Origin of the sequence: Corynebacterium sp. LK28 (genome assembly GCF_014335105.1) — a bacterium.
GTDB lineage: Bacteria > Actinomycetota > Actinomycetes > Mycobacteriales > Mycobacteriaceae > Corynebacterium > Corynebacterium macclintockiae.
On sequence record NZ_PDGZ01000008.1, the window covers coordinates 237,468 to 253,859 of the forward strand.

Consider the following 16,392-nt stretch of genomic DNA (forward strand, 5'->3'; position numbering starts at 1 on the left):
ACGCCGTCCACACCCAGCCCGGCTGCTTAACAAAAGCAAAAGACGCCAACCTTCCGCGGGGGAAGAGTCGGCGTCCAAAAGAAAACAGCTAGAACATCGGCACGATGTAGACAGCCATCGCCACACAGAACAACCAGGCCAGCGCCAGCAACTGCAGGGTGCGATCCTCGAGGGCGATCTCGTCGGGCGCGCCACCCTCGCCGCGGTCAACGTCCGCGGCATAACGCAGAATCGCGATGGTAAACGGCACCATCGAAACCTGGTACCACACGGCAGCCACTCCGGAATCGACGGTCTGCGCCAGACCAAAGCCCCACAGCGCGTAGCTCAGCACCACGGCGGTGGCGGCCAGAGTCCAGACAAAGCGCAGGTAGGTCGGGGTGTAGCTCTCCAGGGACTTGCGGATCTTCGCCCCCGAACGCAGCGAAAGCTTCAGCTCCGCATAGCGCTTACCCGCCGCCATAAACAGCGAGCCGAACGCCGCGACCAGCAGGAACCACTGCGACAGAAGAATCGCCGCCGCCACACCGCCGGCCATGGCGCGCAGCATAAAACCGGAGCTCACCAGTGCAATGTCGATCACCGGCTGGTGCTTCCAACCGAAGCAGTAGCCCAGCTGCAGGGCGATGTACACAGCCACGACGATCGCCAGGTTCGTGCCCGACGAGGCCAGCAGCGAGCCGCCGATCGCCGCCAGGATCAGCACCACCGACATCGCATACGCCAGCCCCACCGGCAGCACGCCAGCCGCAATCGGACGGAAGCGCTTCGTCGGGTGCGCCCGGTCGGCTTCCACGTCGCGCGCGTCGTTGATCAGGTAGATCGAGCTAGCCGCCAGGCAGAAAGCCACGAAAGCGATCAGCACGTCCAGCAGCACGCGGCTGTGGAAGAGCATGTCACTACCCGCAGCCGCCGGAGCCGCGACGACCAGCACGTTCTTCACCCATTGCTTCGGGCGCAGTGCCTTGATCATCGCCTCCGGCAGGTTGCGCGGCGGGCGCAGCTTCTTCGTGTCGGTGGCGGTGCTGGTCGCCTGGTTCGAGTCTTCCAACCCGGACGTGTGTGGCTCCGCGCCGATCAGCGGCTCCGGGCGGCCGTCGCTACGCTGTTCGCTCACTGGCTTTTCTCCTCACTGTTTTTCTTTGTGACGCCCCCACGTCCCCCATCCACAACCCTGCGCACGGCGATGGCCGTGGCAGCGCCGATGCAACTTCCGAGGGCTACGTCAGAGGGATAGTGTACACCTAACACCAGACGCGACAGCGCCATCGCCGGGATTCCCACGAGGGGAAGCGCCCCGGTGTGGTTGTTTGCCGACTGGGTAAATGCCACCAGAGCTGCGGTGGAGCTGGTCGCGTGGGAAGACGGGAAGCTCAGCTTCGAGGGCGTGCCCACGCCGATCTTGATCCGCGGGTCGTGCGGGCGCGGGCGGCGGACGATGCGCTTGAGGACCACGCTGGCGGCGTGGGCGAAAAAGGCGCTGGCACCCATGGTCAGCCAGCCGCGGCGCTCTGGGCCGTCGGCGGACTTGCCCTGCGCCAGGGCCAGGCCGTAGCCCAGAGCAGCGGTGCCCATCCAGCCGAGGGCGTGCTCACCGAAGTGGCTCATGCCGCGGGCGGTGGGCAGGATTCCCGGCTTGTCGGCCAGCTGCTTTTGCAGCGCGACCAGAATGTCGGATTCGCCCAGCGGGTCGCCACTGACGTGTGTGGAGCTCATTGTCTTTGCGTTGTCCTTACTTCGGTCTGGCTCGGTTTCGGTCTGGCTCAGCTTCGGTGCAGCTAGCGTCGGCTCGCTACTTGTTTTCCACGCTCTCGGGCTCGAAGATCTGTGCCCAGCCTTCCCGGCTTGTCAGGTGCGGGTGGGCTGCGCGGTAAGCGTTGCGCAGCTCGTCGAAGCGGTCGTAGACCTGCTTTTCCAGGCGCGCGTACTCCTTCACCAGAGCCAGCATCTGGCCTCGGTCGCGCTTGCGGTAGAACACGCCCTTGCCATCGGCGGTGGTCACGGTCGCGCCGTCGACGCGGGAGAGGCTGAACCAGCGGGCCTCGACAGGCGGGAGGTTCACCTGCGGTGCGTGGTGGTGGCGGGCGTCTGCAGGCTTGGCGTTGTGCAACAGACCCTTGGCAAGAGTGACGATCTTGGCCTTCTTGCTCAACGGGATGCGCGTGAGGCCCGCCGGACCACCTGTCGCCGGGGGCAGGTCGGTAGCAGATGGGACGACGACCGCATCAGAGTAGTTCTTACGCAGCTTCGCGATGCGCGGCAGAGAGGTATCCAGGATGTCAAACAGCTGGTCCGGGCCTGCCAGGAAGTCCTTCATTGCCTCGATGTGCAGGGCAACGGTGGAGTACTCCAGGCACAGGAGGTGCTTGGTCGCAAGCTTGGCCAGAGAGACCAGCAGCCCGCGCGGGGAACCTTCCATCTGCATGGCCGCCACGATCAGGCGGTTGCGGATGTGGAAGTAGGATTGCCAGTCGATGGCATCGTCCTTGCTTGACCAGGCCATGTGCCAGATCGCGATGCCCGGCCAGGAGGCCGTGGGGAAGCCAGCATCCTTTGCACGCAGGCCGTATTCGGCGTCATCCCACTTAATAAACAGCGGTAGGGGCTGGCCGATGCGATCAGCGACATAGCGCGGGATCAGGCACATCCACCAACCGTTGTAGTCAACGTCGATGCGGCGGTGCAGATCCTTGGAGTTCTCCGAGTTATTCGGAGTGCCGTAGCCCTTGTTGATCACGTCCCGGGCCACCGGCGCGATCGGCTGGCCTGCAGCGTTGTGGGCAGTGCCGTCGCCCAGGTCGCGCAGCGGGTGGCGGTAGAAGTCGTGAGTGTAATGGGTGTGCGGTGCCCCACCCCACATGAACACGTCGCGGTGAACGACCTCGCCCATACTGTGCAGGAAGCTGCGCTCCTGCAGATCCAGCATCTGGCCACCGATCAACATCGGGGACTTCGCATAGCGGGCGGCCGCCAGGGCGCGCAGGACGCTATCGGGCTCGATGGCGATGTCGTCGTCCATATACAGGATGTACGGGCTGGTGGTGCCACGCTCCGGGTGGCGGGCTTCGTACATGATGCGGGAGTAGCCACCGGAGCCACCCAAGTTGCCCTGCTGCACGATGCGCAGGCGATCGCCGAAGTGCTCAGCGACCTCGTCGAAGTCGGGCTCGTCGGCGGGGTGCTTGTCGCCCTGGTCAGGCATGATGATGGCCTCGATGCGACCGTCAACCTCGGGGTCGGAGGCCAGCGCGTGTAGCGCGGCCACCGCGTCGGTCGGGCGGTTGAAGGTCGGGATGCCGATGGTGACGCTCGGCTCGGCGACCGGCAGCGTCTCGCCCTCGAAGGCCTGTTCGCCGGCCTCGACGGTGGCGTACCAGCCCGCGGAGTGCAGGCGGGTTTCCTTCTCGCAGGTCAGGTCGAACCAGATCCAGCCGCCGTCCTCGAAAGGAGCCAGGGAGATGGTGAACTCGGCGATGCCGTGACCGTTCTCATCTGTTTCGATCTGGGCTCCCTCGATGCCGATACGGGAGCCGTCGTACTTGGAGCGGTACAGGTCAACGCGAGCCTCGCCCGTGATCTCGATGCGCAGCTTGACCTCGTCCAGCTGGGACCAGCGGCGCCAGTAGGAGGCGGGGAAGGCGTTGAAGTAAGTCTCGAAGGAGGTTTCGCTGCCCGCAGGCAGGATCGCCTCGGTACGGGAAACGGCGTTAACGCGGCCGGGGGTGGTGGCCTCGTTCTCTACGAAATACAGGGAACGCACGTTGCGCGGTTCGCCACGCTTCGGCAGCAAGATGCGCGCTAAGCGGGTGGCGTCGAACCCATCGTTGGTACTGGCTTTCACTGGCTGAGCGTTCATATGCTGAACACAAACCTCCGCATAGACATAAAGACATTGGAATATATCCGATTATCCATGAAAGCCGGTCACAAGCGCTTGCGCGACACAGCCCCAGTTCAGCCCGAGTTGGACTCTTAGTCGAGGAGCGCCCGCTAAGTGGCTGAGAACTTCCCACCAGACATAACACTGTGGGAAGTTAAGTGGGAAGCTAGGCGTGATGCTCTCGCCACCCCCTCATCTAGCTGTAGTTTTCCACTTTTCCACTATCAATTAGGGGAGTTCTGATCTTCAAGCATTCGATAACGTTGCTTCGGACTCCTCGCAGGTTCGGTTCGTTCTACCAAACCTTCGTTAATTAGAGCGTTGACTGCTTTTTGGACAGCTGTCCGGCTCAACTGGGTTCTCTCTACGATTTCGCTGGTCGAAGAAGAGGATTCTTCCTCCAGGATTGCCAAAACATGATCCCGCGCCGTCGTGTACCTCTCCTGAGTAGCAACCCGCCGGCGGCGGAATATTATGGTGAAACTGTCAAGCCGATTGATGTACTCAGGTTTTGGCATAAGAGCATCTTCCAAAGACTGATTTATCGTTGCAATGCCCGTACCACGATTTTCAGCCACGCGCCCCGCCTGTTTTCCTTCACCCGGCAGGGAAACTTCCTCTAAGAAACTTGAAATCCGTTGGTTGCGAGTCGAGCTAACTCCGGGTTCACCCAAATGACGAACCGTTACGCCACCGTATAGACCACCTGGACTTGTAATCTCTAGCCGATCTACAAACATATTGATCTGCACCTGGCTCCCCTGAGCCGACGGCGAGTAATCTCGGTGCATCAGCGCGTTCACCAGGGCTTCACGCACGGCAATTGGTGGATAGTCGGGAAGATCGGTCCGGAACTTTTCACTAATCATGGCTCCAGTGCGCATATTTCTTTTAACTATATCGACACCGGCTTCTACAAGTTCGGGAATAGTACCTGTCAGCCTTGCACTGTCGAGAAGCCTCAAACCAGTGGTTACACTACCTTTACTTGCCCCTGGAAAAAGCGCGAATGTAACAGTCAAACGCGGGAAGAATTCTTGAGGATAGTCCCCCATGACCAGCAAGGCAGCCAAAGTCGCACCCCCATCCTTAGTAATTCGGAGCCTTCTTAGCGCTACTTCACGACCATCTTTGAAAGTCTTTGGACGTTGCCGTTTCTGTGCTTGCAGATACTCCTCGAGCACCTCTGGAGCTAGATCCTCGACAGTGGCCTCTGGAACTGGACTTTCGTCCCATTTTGGTTGAGTATGCTCTTCGATAAGCTTGTCGATTTCGTAGCTCGAAAGCTTGGTATCCCCTTCCCCTGTACGAATGTAGCTTCCCCCGTATCGGCCTTGATCCGTTACATAGCAAGGTTTGTCGAAGGGGCTGAATTCCTCCATTTCCGCCACGACGATACGGCCTCCTTCAAAAGGAAGCACCGAAATTTGTGGTCGCACCGGTGGTGTCACTTGTCTACAGCGCGTCTCTAGCGCATCTTGCGCCTTGAGAGCATCGAATTTGTCTACTGGAGCAAATCCAGCACTTTCGTCAAGCCCGACAATAATGAGACCGCCACCAGCATTAGCAAAGGCGCTCAGAGTTTCACGAGTATTCTTGCCGACGTTGCTCTTAACTTCAACAGCCTGAGTGTCTGAACCTACTAACCGAAGATTCGCGACGATTTCCTTCAACGAACTGTCGTCCATAGCGGATCCACCTAATCAACTTCCCACTCAACTTCACACCTAACATAACACTGTGGGATGTTAAGTGGGAAGCTAGGTGTTATGCTTCTCTTCCCGCCTAGTGCAAGAATGACAAACTCACCGACAAAAGCATACGTCTATAGAAGTTGGTGAAGACGTGAAAGAACCCGGCGGAGGCAGACTGGATTCGATCTAGTCCTCTGAAAACGGGGACGGCACCAACTCCCGCGATTCACGCGCCCCGCGCCACGTAATCATCGCGCCGGCCATCGCAATCAGCACAATGCCCGCCGCCATGGACCACGTCACCTGGTCGCCGGAGAATGCCCAGCCCAGTATCGCTCCGATCACCGGATCTAGCGCAAAGAGCGTACCGACAATCGCCGCCGAGACAATTCCGGCGGCGATTGTATCCATCATGTAGGGAACGACAGCGCCGATGAAGCCAGAAATGACGATGATGCCCCACATCGAACCGTTAACGTGCGGAACGGCGGGGATGGAAAACGGCGAGAGCACAAGTGCAGCGACGACCACAGACAGCGCCAGATCCGGCATGCCGCCGCCCTCGGTTTTTCCCACACGGGCTGAAAACAGTGTGTAGGCGCCGAAGAAAACCGCGCCAACAGCTGCGTAGCCAATACCGACAATGTCCAGGTCATTGGAGGGCTGCGCGATAAATGCAACGCCGACGAACGCGACGATGGCCCACAGTCGAGAGCGCCACATCGTCAGACCCAGGAAGGAAACAATGCAGGGGCCAAGGAAGTCGATAGTGACGGCAACGCCCTGAGGCAGACGGGCGATGGCTTCGTAAACCATCATGTTCATCATGCCCATGGCGATGCCGTAGACCACGATGTTGAGGGCGCGGGCGCGCGTCATGCCAGACAGTTTCGGGCGGAAGACAACCACCATGATGATGGCGGCGGCGGTCATGCGCAGACCCGATACGCCCGGCGCGCCAACCGTAGTAAGCATGTCTGTGACCAGTACCGCCGCAGCTTGGGTACCCAGGGACCCGACGAGGACCAAGAGGACCGGCGCCACTGGTAGGGCGAGGAACTTGCTCACGCCCCGCGACGATGGCTCTTGCTGGGTTGCCTTTGTTTGGGTTTTCTCACGCGACACCCGTGAAATATTAGTGCAGCCTCCTTTGGCTGATTTAGCCAGGCTCTAGCGACAAAATAGTAAAGATAGTAAAAATAGTAAAGATAGTAAGAGATAGTAAGGAGGCAAGATGCCGTCCATTCCAGCTCGACCTAGAAACCCCTTCACTGCGACAGTTGGGAAGACGCCACTGGTTCTCGCCGGACGCGATGAATACCTCCGTGACTTCGATGCCGCCATCCAAGATGGCCCTGGGAGCCATGAACGTATCTCCATAATTACCGGCCCTAGGGGTATCGGCAAGACTGTTTTGTTAAATGAATTCGAAGCGGTCGCGAAAACCCACTCGTGGTACGTCATATCCGAAACCACGACCCGTGGTTTCAACGACCGCATCCGCGACCGCGCCTTTAGCTTGCTGCAGGATCTTTCCGACGAGCCTAAACAACGCCTATCGGGCATCAAGCTCCCTTACCTCGGCTTCGACACCGAAGCCATTCCCTCTTTTTCACCCACACCGACGTTGAGGTCAGTACTTGAAGAGCTTTTCGACCGCCAGGCTGAGCTTGATACTCGACTCGGTCAAGAGCCAGTCGGCTTGCTGATCACCTTGGACGAGCTGCACTACGCCCACATGGACGAAATCATCGAATTTGGAACAACAATTCAACATCTCGTCCGCGAGAACCGTGAGATTGCGATTGCTATGGCTGGCATTCCCGGCGCTGTGAAACCACTTCTCGCAGCTGACGAAGGTCGCAACCCAGTAACCTTTTTGCGTCGGGCAAACAAAATTGAAACCGGAATGGTGCCGATTGAAGAAGTGCGCACTGCGCTTGACAAGACCACCGAACAGGTCGGGATCTCTTGGACCCCGCAGGCACTCGACAACGCGACCAAGGCGACCGGCGGCTACCCCTTCATGATCCAGCTAGTCGGGCAACACGCCTTCCGCAACTGCACCGGCAACGCGATCGACGAAGAAGCAGTATCTCGTGGAATTGGAGATGCCCGGAGAAAACTTGGACAGCTCGTGCATGAACCATCGATTGCGGATCTGTCTGAGGTTGACCGGACTTTTCTCATCGCAATGTCGACCGACGATGGCCCCTCGCGTATGTCGGACATCGCAACACGCATGGGCGTAGACGCGCAATACGCGGGGAATTACCGCAAACGCCTCATCGATGCAGAAATGATCGGCCCAACGGCCCACGGGTTCGTCGATTACGAACTGCCGTACATGCGCGAGTACTTGCGCTCCCATTACGCGGCCGAAGCAATGGAGCAGTTCTCCATCTGGCCGGAGTAGGAACGCCCCCGAGCGCGGCCCCTAGTGTCCGCGCGCCTGCTCCAGCGGCTCGCCCGACTCAAAGTACGGCGCCAGCTTGTTGTCGTACATCGACAGTGCCGCACCGATGGCCATGTGCATGTCCAGGTACTGGTAGGTGCCCAGGCGCCCGCCGAACAGCACCTTGTTCTCCGCAGCTTCCGCCGCGGCCAGCTTGCGGTAGGCCTCCAGCTTCTCGCGGTCCTCCGGGGTGTTGATCGGGTAGTACGGCTCGTCGCCCTCCTCCGCGAAGCGGGAGAACTCCTTCATGATGACCGTCTTGTCCTTCGGGTACTTGTCGCCCCGCTCCGGGTGGAAGTGGCGGAACTCGTGGATGCGGGTGTACGGGAACTCGGCATCGTTGTAGTTCATCACCGGGGTGCCCTGGAAGTCGCCGGTGTTCAGCACCTCAGTTTCGAAGTCGAGGGTGCGCCAGCCCAGGTGGCCTTCGGCGTAATCAAAGTAGCGGTCCAGCGGGCCGGTGTAGACAACGGGCGCATCCGGGTTGGCCGCGCGGATCTCGTCGCGGATCTCGAACCAGTCGGTATCCAGGCGTACCTCGATCTTCTCGTCGGCGGCCATGTTCTCCAGCCACGCGGTGTAGCCCTCCACCGGCAGGCCTTCGTAGGTGTCGTTGAAGTAGCGGTTGTTGAAGGTGTAGCGCACCGGCAGGCGGGAGATGTTGGAGGCCGGCAGCTCCTTCGGGTCGGTCTGCCACTGCTTGGCGGTGTAGTCGCGCACGAAGGCTTCGTACAGCGGGCGGCCGATCAGGGCGATGCCCTTTTCCTCGAGATTCTTCGCGTCCTCGGGGTTCAGCCCGTCGGTCTGGTCCTTAATCAGCTGGCGGGCTTCGTCCGGGCTGTAGTACTTGCCGAAGAACTGGTTGATCAGGCCCAGGCCCATCGGGAACTGGTAGGCCGTACCCTTGTGCATGGCAAACACGCGGTGCTGGTAGTCGGTGAAGTCGGTGAACTGGTTGACGTAGTCCCACACGCGCTTGTTGGAGGTGTGGAACAGGTGCGCGCCGTACTTGTGGACCTCGATGCCCGTCTCCGGCTCGGCCTCGGAGTATGCGTTGCCGCCGATGTGGGAACGCTTCTCCACCACCAGCACGTTCTTGCCAGCTTGGGTGGCTGCGCGCTCGGCCACGGTGAGGCCGAAGAAGCCGCTGCCCACAACGATGAGGTCGTAGTTATGTTCATTGCGTGTTTGCTGTGTCATGCCTGCCAGGGTACCGCGCTCACTCGTTGTTTCTTGGGCATGACGCCACCTCGGTGTGCCACTGCGCCAGGCATTCTCAGGCAAGCGGTTATTTAAGCCCGATCCAGTCCGGAAGCTTATCCACCCATGGCTCTAACCAGGTTTTAGTAAAGCCCAGCATGCCCGTGTTCCACATCACCCAGAAAATGCCACTGAAGACGATGGCACATCCGACCAAGAAGACCACGATGATCAGGGATTTCATGGCTGTGCCTTGACGCTTCCAATACTCCTCGGCGCGGTCGTATTGCCGCAGGCCGTAGTCCAGCAGCCGGTTGGGCCACGTCAGTTCGAAGGAGAGCACTCCGATGCCGAAAAAGAGCAGGAACCATCCCGGTCCCGGCGTGGGGATGATGAGGATGCCGCCAACCACGAACAACCAGCCCGCCAATAACGTCAACGGACGGACCAGGAAGCCATAGCTCTTCTTCTTCAAGCCCTCGTGTCGTACCTGCAGTTGGGCTACTTTCCGGCGGACGTTCTCGCTCAGCTTGGACATGACTACTTAAAACCACCGTTCGAGGACGGCGGCCACGCCGTCCTCGTCATTCGTCAGTGTGACCTCGTCGGCAATGCCCTTCAAGGACTCCTCTGCGTTGCCCATCGCCACGCCAAGCCCCGCCCACGTGAGCATCTCCGTATCGTTTGGCATGTCCCCGAAGGCCACGGTCTGGGTTGCATCCACACCTATCTGCGCGGCAATCCATTCCAGCGCGGAACGCTTGGAGATCCCCGCCGCCGCGATCTCGACGAGTCCCCCTTCGTAGCTGTAGGTGGCTTTCGCCTGGGTGGCGTCAATAAAAGGGCGCACCGCGGCGTACAACTCAGCCGAGGTTCGGTGAGGGTCGCGGACCAGCAGCTTCACCACGGGCGTGGCGGTGAGCTCGTCGATGGTCTGGACGGCGTGCTCGGTGGAATCCCAGGCGTGGTCGTAGCCGGGGGAAACGGAAAACAGCTCGTCGGCGCGATCGAAAGCGCTGGTTCCGGCGCGCTCGACCGCGAAGCCCACGCCGGGAACTGATTCACTGAGCTGGTCAATCAGAGCGCGGATCGGACCGGGCGCGAGGGTGGCGGCGTGCAGGATCTGATCCCGGTTGGCGTCATAAATAATGGCGCCGTTGGCGCAGGCACAGACGGGGCGGACGGGCAGCTGCTCAAAGACGGGCATCAGCCAGCGCGGCGGTCGGCCGGTGGCGATCGTAAACACAGTGCCTTGGCGCAGCATCGAGCTAACTGCCCGGCGCATGCGCTGCGAAACGCGCTCCCTGCTGTTTAGCAGGGTGCCGTCGACGTCGCTGACAACCAGCAACGGGGAATCCTGCATCGCCTATGACCTACTTTTTGCGCAAGTGGTTAATGCGCTGGCGCAGGGGCACCAGCAGCTTGTTGATGCCGGTGGCTTCTGCGCGCTCGCGAGCCTCGGTGGCAGTGCGGAGTTCGGCTTCGGCCTTGTCCTTAGCGCGCTTCTCCTTGCGCGCTGCAGCGTCGGCGCGGTCCTGGACGGTGGCATCCTCCAGCGTCGGAGCAGTGCCGCCGAGCGCCGCGGGCACCCAGAATTCGCCCTTGGGCATGGGGCCGAAACGCTCCACCCAGCGCTCGCGGGTGAGGTCCAGCTGCTCGACCATGGTCTGGTGCAGGCGCTCCGTGGTCGCCTCCGCATCCTCGGTGACCTCGATCGGCGCGCCGACGGTGATGACTAGCTCGGTCTTCTTCGGCTTCCAGATCGGCTTACGGCCCTTCGTCCAGACGCGCTGGGAGCCCCAGATGGTCAGCGGGATCAGCGGCGCCCCTGCCTCGTAGGCAATGCGAGCCGCACCCTGGCGGAACTCCTTGATCTCGAAGCTGCGGGAGATCGTGGCCTCGGGGAAAATGCCCACCAGGTCGCCGGCGCGGAGCTTCTTGATGGCCTCGTCCACAGAGGCCTGACCGTCTGCGCGATCAACCGGAATGTGGTGGTAGGAGCGCATCAGGGCGCCCACACCCTTGACGTCGAAGATTTCCTTCTTCGCCATGAAGCGCACCAGTCGGCCGCCGCGCACGTGCGCCGGAATGCCACCGTAGGTGAAGTCCCAGTAGCCCGTGTGGTTGACGGCGATCATGGCAGAACCGTCGGTGGGGATGTTCTCCGCACCGTAGATAGCGCAGTCCAGGTTCTGCATGACGCGGAACCATAGCTTGGCAATACCGATTGTCGGGAAGCCATAGGGGAATTCCTTTGCTTCCTTGTGGCCGGTGGTTGTGGGCTGGTAGCCATCGGGAAAGCTGAAGCTATCGAGCAACGACATGGGTGGCGGTTACCTCTCCTGGAAATTCTGCGGGCGCACTAAGCGCCGGATTCGTTGGGCTTCAGGATATCTTTACCAACGAAAGGACGCAGCGCCTTTGGCACCACAACGGAGCCGTCGGCCTGCTGGTGATTCTCCAAAATAGCCACCAACCAGCGGGTTGTTGCCAGCGTGCCGTTCAGCGTGGCGGCTGTCTGCGCCTTGCCATCAGCATCGCGGTAACGGGTCTTCAGGCGACGGGCCTGGAAGGTCGTGCAGTTCGAGGTACTGGTCAGTTCGCGGTAGGTCTGCTGGGTCGGAACCCAAGCCTCCGTATCGAACTTGCGGGCGGCAGAGGATCCCAGGTCACCACCGGCGACGTCGATCACGCGGTAGGGAACCTCGATGGCAGACAGCATCTCGCGCTCCATGGCCAGCAGTTCCTGGTGGACCTCGGTGGCTTCCTCCGGCTTGCAGTAAACGAACATCTCCACCTTGTCGAACTGGTGCACGCGGATGATTCCGCGGGTGTCCTTGCCGTAGGAGCCGGCCTCGCGGCGGAAGCAGGAGGACCAGCCAGCATAGCGCAGCGGCCCCTTAGAAAGGTCGATGATTTCCTCAGAGTGGTAGCCGGCCAGGGCAACTTCGGAGGTGCCGACCAGGTACATGTCATCTTCTTCCAGGCGGTAAATCTCGTCCGCGTGGGCTCCGAGGAAGCCGGTGCCGGACATAACCTCCGGGCGTACCAGCACCGGCGGGATCATCAGCTGGAAACCGTGCTCCACAGCCTTCTGGGCGGCCAGCTGCAGCATGCCCAGCTGCAGCAGCGCGCCGTCGCCGGTGAGGAAGTAGAAGCGGGCGCCGGAAACCTTCGTGCCGCGCTTCATGTCGATCAGGCCCAGCGATTCACCGAGCTCCAGGTGGTCCTTCGGCTCGAAGTCGAACTGCGGAGGCTCGCCCACCACGTCTAGAGTGACGAAGTCGTCTTCCCCGCCAGCCGGGGCGCCTTCCTGAACAATGTTGGAAATCTGCATCTGCAGGTCGTTGACGGCCTGCTCTGCCTTTGCCTGGGCTTCCTCCAGCTTCTTCACCGAGTCGGCCTTCTGCTTGCCCTCTTCACGCAGCGCCTGCTTTTCCTCGTCGGAGGCAGAGCGCATCTTCTGCCCCATCTCCTTAGAAAACGCCTTCTGCTCCGCCCTGGCGGCATCGGCGGCGCTGATGGCCTCGCGGCGTTGCGCATCGGCTTCCAGCAGCTGGTCGATCAGCGCTGGGTCCTCCCCACGAGTGCGCTGGGATTCACGGGCAACATCGGGGTTTTCGCGCAGAAGCTTCAGATCAATCATGGTGTTTAGCTTAGCCGGTTCCCCCGCCAGCTTGTCCGGCCAGTTCCCCCTTATCCATATCCCCTACTACACTAGCCCCCAGTTACTAACCTCTAGATAACGAAGCGAGCCCCATGTCCCTCAGCGAAGCGAAGATCCACCGCCGAGCGCGGAGCCTCACCATCGCCCTGTTCGCCGCACTGTGCGGCGGTGTGAGCGCCGCGGCTTTCACCTTCGTAGCTCCCGAGGGCAGCTCACCACTGGTTCCGATGAACGAGAAGCAGGGCCAGCACGTAGATAACTCCACATTTACCCAGGCCAGCAACGGCGATTGTGTGAATTGGAAGCCCAGCGCAGACGGGGTGAACAAGGACTTCACCACCGTCAGCTGCGACCAGCCCCACCGCTTTGAGGTCAGCTCTCGGGAGGATCTCGGCCAGTATCCCACCAGTGAGTTCGGCCCAGACGCGAAGCAGCCGGACCTGCGGCGTCAGGAAGAGCTCACCGCAGAGCTATGCAACGGCCCAACGATGCAGTACCTGGAGGGAAAGCTCGACCCCGAAGGGCGCTACTCGATCTCCCCGATCCTGCCGCCACAGTCCGCCTGGGCTGACGGTGACCGCACGATGCTGTGCGGCGTGATGGTCCCGGACTCCACCGGCCGCACGACGGAGACCACGGGCTTTGCCGCCGAGCAGGATCAGGCTCGATACTTTGAGAAGGATCACTGCGTGCGCGCGGACGGCGACCTGACCAACGAGGTTCCGTGCGAGGAAAAGCACTCCTGGCAGGTGACCTCGGTGGTGAATCTCGGCGAGAAGTTCCCCGGCCCCTGGCCCAGCATCAAGGACCAGAACGAGTTCTTAAACAAGGTGTGTACGAAGGCCGCCCAGGATTACTTGGGTGGCGACGATGCCCTGTACAACTCCACACTCACCCCGTTTTGGAACACCTTGCAGCGCCAGTCCTGGGATGCGGGTTCGCGTACCGTGAACTGCGCGTTGACGTTCGGCCGTCCCGGTGGTGGATTCGCAGCAATCAAGGGTGATGTGCGCCAGGAATTCACCATCGACGGTAAGCGACCGGCAACCCCGCCGAAGCGCAATCCGCTGCGCCGCTCCCCGCGGCCGAGCGATGCCCGTGGCGCCGAGGCCGGCCCGAATACTGAGGCCAACCCGAATGCCGCGCCTGGAACTAACGCCGGAACTAACCCGGGCACCAACGCCGGAACCAACCCCGGCGCCGCTCCCGGAGCAGCGCAATAACCCATGGCCATCGACGTTTCCCCAGAGCGCTTCGAAGAGCTCGTTGACCTCGGCTTACGGCGGATCCCCCGCGAGCTGCTGGATAACGTCAACAACGTCGCCATCGTCACGGAGGACTACAACCCCGAAAGCCCGGAGATCCTGGGGCTCTACGAGGGCATTGCGCTGACCGAGCGCGACTCCGAATACACCGGCGCGCTGCCCGACAAGATCACGATCTACCACCATGCGCTCGAGGACATCTGCGACACCGAAGAGGAACTAATCGAGCAGGTTGCCATCACCGTCATCCACGAACTTGGCCACCACTTCGGCATCGGCGACGATCGCCTGCACGAACTCGGCTGGGGCTAAGCGCCCGCCCGTCCCGAGCCCGACCTATAGCGTGGCCGCACCCCACCCCAGCACCTCGAACGCCCCCTCCAGGCTGTCGAGCACGCCTGACTGAGTTGCCCCTGCGGCGCTGTTTCCTGCGGCGCTCTTACTTTGGGACGCCCCAGGCCTGCCCACAGCAACATCAGCCAACTCACCAATGTTGTCCGGTACGCGCAGTGTAATGACGTTGCCGTTGGCCAGGTAGTGCATGAATGCCCATTCCGGATCCACCCCGCCGAGGAAGCGGGCTACCAGTCGGATCACCGCGCCATGGCTAACTAGGGCTACGTCGGCGGCGGCCTCATCTGTCGCGGCATTCGCCGCCTGGTTCTCCGCCAGGTTCTCCGCCAGGGCGCCGAGCAGCGTGGCCAGGTATTCGCGCAGAACCTCCGCGCCGGACAGTCCACCCGGCACTGCCTTATCCACCTTGCCGAGCATCCAGGCACCCAGAATGGAGTGGTAGGCCTCGTGGGAATCCTCGTCGTTTTTCATCTCGTACTGCCCGGCGGGGATCTCCGATACCCGCGGCAGTCGCTGGAGCGATGCCTTGGTGTGATCCGTTGCGTTGTCGCAGGCTGCGGCGTCATCTAAAAGCTCACCGCGAGAGAAGGCCGCAGGAACCAGCTCGCCGCCGAAAGCACCGGCCACGCCCACCGCGGTTTGCTGGGCGCGGGCGGCAAAGGAGGAAACGATCTTTAGCCGCTGCGTGCGCTCGGTGAGCCACTGCCCGGCCTCGGCGGCCTGCTGCCACCCCAGGTCCGTCAGGCTAGCCCCCGGCAGTGCGGTATCCAGGGCGTGGATGGCGTTAGAGGTCGTCTGGCCATGCCTGACCAGGAAAAGCCGTGTCGATCGTCCCATTCTCGCTAGCTACCCTTTCGCACCGCGCTTCAGCGCCTCTATCCACCTACTGGATTCAGCGTAGTTCGGCGGGGCACTGCCCGCATGGCGATGGAAAGGATGTGGCGATTGAGAATCCGCAGCCTGCAGCGGCTCCGCGGACGGCCAACTTCCTAGGAAGCGCACGTCCTCGGCACGGCGGTATAGTCCGGCCAGCGCTTCGGCCACAGCGTCGTCTTCAATGTGGCCGACGATGCCAATGTGGAAGACGTAGTTGCCGTTCGCCGCGCCCTCGCCCTTTTCCCCGGTGCGGCGGGGCCGCGATCCGATGCGGACCATATCGACCTGCCGGGTGGATAGCTCCGCGATGGCATCGAGCAAGCTGGAGGGCAGATTCGGCAACCAGAGGATCATGCCACTGCGGTCACTGCCCGTGCGCTCGGTGGGTTTCCCGGGTTTGCCGACCAGAATGAACCGAGTCTGAGCGCCGGAGACATCCGCCACCCCTTCGGCGACGGCATCCAATTGGTGAATCTCGCCCGCGCGTGCCGGGGCTGCGGCGGCATCCGCCTGCCCCGCTTGCACGGCCGCGGCAGCCGCGGCGTTGCTCGCAGCGGGGACGAAGGAGACATCCGGCAGGTGCTTTTCCACCCAGTTGCGCACCTGCGCCTCGGCTACGGGATGGGTGGTGAGGGTCTTCACATCCTCCAGGGCAGTGCCAGGGCGAACCAGAATGGAGAACACCACGGGCACCAGAACCTCACGGTAGATCTGTAGCGGCGCGCCGTAAGTCAGTGCGTCCTCGGTCTGGGAAACCGGCCCGTCGACGGAGTTTTCCAACGCCACGCACGCGAAGTCGGCCTCCCCATCGCGCACCATGTCCAGGGCGACACGCGGCGAGGCGACGGGGATCTCGGTGGCACCGGCGGGCACAGCGCCGATCTCCTTGAACTGCTTCAGCGCCTGTTCGGTAAAAGTCCCCTCGGGGCCCAGGAACGCAACGCGCACAGTGGACTGCACGCTGGATTGCTCAGTGGAATCAGCCATAAGACGGAGTCTAA

Annotated in this window: 15 protein-coding genes; 3 read left to right on the plus strand and 12 right to left on the minus strand. The window is 61.6% G+C overall.

Annotation, left to right across the window (positions count from 1 at the left end; all coding sequences use genetic code 11):
* Positions 1 to 88: 88 nt before the first annotated feature.
* The 5 genes from CRD15_RS03260 to CRD15_RS03280 all read right to left on the minus strand — a co-directional run bounded on the left by CRD15_RS03260 (position 89) and on the right by CRD15_RS03280 (position 6,642).
* Positions 89 to 1,117 (minus strand): decaprenyl-phosphate phosphoribosyltransferase, encoded by a 1,029-nt coding sequence (locus CRD15_RS03260; RefSeq protein WP_034968469.1) that lies wholly within the window; start codon positions 1,115 to 1,117, stop codon positions 89 to 91.
* Entirely contained in the window at positions 1,114 to 1,716 is a 603-nt protein-coding gene (locus tag CRD15_RS03265; protein WP_080716671.1) for a phosphatase PAP2 family protein, read from the minus strand. Before CRD15_RS03265 ends, CRD15_RS03260 begins: the two co-directional genes overlap by 4 nt.
* Before the next feature lie 76 nt (positions 1,717 to 1,792).
* On the minus strand, positions 1,793 to 3,856 hold the full coding sequence (locus tag CRD15_RS03270; protein WP_187401892.1) for a glycosyltransferase: 2,064 nt from the start codon (positions 3,854 to 3,856) through the stop codon (positions 1,793 to 1,795).
* 248 nt (positions 3,857 to 4,104) lie between these two features.
* A complete protein-coding gene (locus CRD15_RS03275; protein ID WP_034994415.1) occupies positions 4,105 to 5,568 on the minus strand; it encodes an ATP-binding protein in 1,464 nt (487 codons plus the stop codon).
* 192 nt (positions 5,569 to 5,760) lie between these two features.
* Positions 5,761 to 6,642 (minus strand): EamA family transporter, encoded by an 882-nt coding sequence (locus CRD15_RS03280; protein ID WP_034994418.1) that lies wholly within the window; start codon positions 6,640 to 6,642, stop codon positions 5,761 to 5,763.
* A gap of 166 nt (positions 6,643 to 6,808) precedes the next feature.
* On the opposite strand from CRD15_RS03280, the gene CRD15_RS03285 reads away from it, so the two are divergent.
* Positions 6,809 to 7,990 (plus strand): ATP-binding protein, encoded by a 1,182-nt coding sequence (locus CRD15_RS03285; protein WP_034994420.1) that lies wholly within the window; start codon positions 6,809 to 6,811, stop codon positions 7,988 to 7,990.
* Positions 7,991 to 8,011: 21 nt separating this feature from the next.
* Here CRD15_RS03285 and glf read toward each other — a convergent pair whose 3' ends face one another.
* The 5 genes from glf to serS form a co-directional block, all read right to left on the minus strand.
* Positions 8,012 to 9,229: a UDP-galactopyranose mutase gene (glf, locus tag CRD15_RS03290; RefSeq protein WP_034994423.1), complete on the minus strand. Its 1,218-nt coding sequence runs from the start codon at positions 9,227 to 9,229 to the stop codon at positions 8,012 to 8,014.
* 88 nt (positions 9,230 to 9,317) lie between these two features.
* Entirely contained in the window at positions 9,318 to 9,767 is a 450-nt protein-coding gene (locus tag CRD15_RS03295; protein WP_034972218.1) for a TIGR02611 family protein, read from the minus strand.
* A gap of 6 nt (positions 9,768 to 9,773) precedes the next feature.
* Positions 9,774 to 10,592, minus strand: coding sequence for an HAD family hydrolase (locus tag CRD15_RS03300; RefSeq protein ID WP_035002780.1), 819 nt, complete (start codon positions 10,590 to 10,592; stop codon positions 9,774 to 9,776).
* Positions 10,593 to 10,602: 10 nt separating this feature from the next.
* Positions 10,603 to 11,553, minus strand: a complete 951-nt coding sequence (locus CRD15_RS03305; RefSeq protein WP_034968437.1) for a lysophospholipid acyltransferase family protein — start codon at positions 11,551 to 11,553, stop codon at positions 10,603 to 10,605.
* Between the two features lie 38 nt (positions 11,554 to 11,591).
* On the minus strand, positions 11,592 to 12,875 hold the full coding sequence (serS, locus tag CRD15_RS03310; RefSeq protein ID WP_034972238.1) for a serine--tRNA ligase: 1,284 nt from the start codon (positions 12,873 to 12,875) through the stop codon (positions 11,592 to 11,594).
* Between the two features lie 113 nt (positions 12,876 to 12,988).
* Between serS and CRD15_RS03315 the strand changes: the two genes are divergently transcribed.
* Both CRD15_RS03315 and CRD15_RS03320 read left to right on the plus strand, forming a co-directional pair.
* The gene (locus CRD15_RS03315) at positions 12,989 to 14,119 is read left to right on the plus strand and encodes a septum formation family protein (protein WP_187401893.1); all 1,131 of its coding nucleotides are present in this window, start codon (positions 12,989 to 12,991) and stop codon (positions 14,117 to 14,119) included.
* A 3-nt stretch (positions 14,120 to 14,122) separates the two neighbouring features.
* Positions 14,123 to 14,473 carry a metallopeptidase family protein gene (locus CRD15_RS03320; protein ID WP_187401894.1) on the plus strand — a complete coding sequence of 117 codons (351 nt, stop codon included), beginning with the start codon at positions 14,123 to 14,125 and terminating at the stop codon, positions 14,471 to 14,473.
* A gap of 24 nt (positions 14,474 to 14,497) precedes the next feature.
* On the opposite strand, the gene CRD15_RS03325 is transcribed toward CRD15_RS03320, so the two are convergent.
* Positions 14,498 to 15,352, minus strand: coding sequence for a histidine phosphatase family protein (locus CRD15_RS03325; RefSeq protein WP_187401895.1), 855 nt, complete (start codon positions 15,350 to 15,352; stop codon positions 14,498 to 14,500).
* 9 nt (positions 15,353 to 15,361) lie between these two features.
* Entirely contained in the window at positions 15,362 to 16,378 is a 1,017-nt protein-coding gene (pheA, locus tag CRD15_RS03330; protein ID WP_187401896.1) for a prephenate dehydratase, read from the minus strand.
* Positions 16,379 to 16,392: the final 14 nt, after the last annotated feature.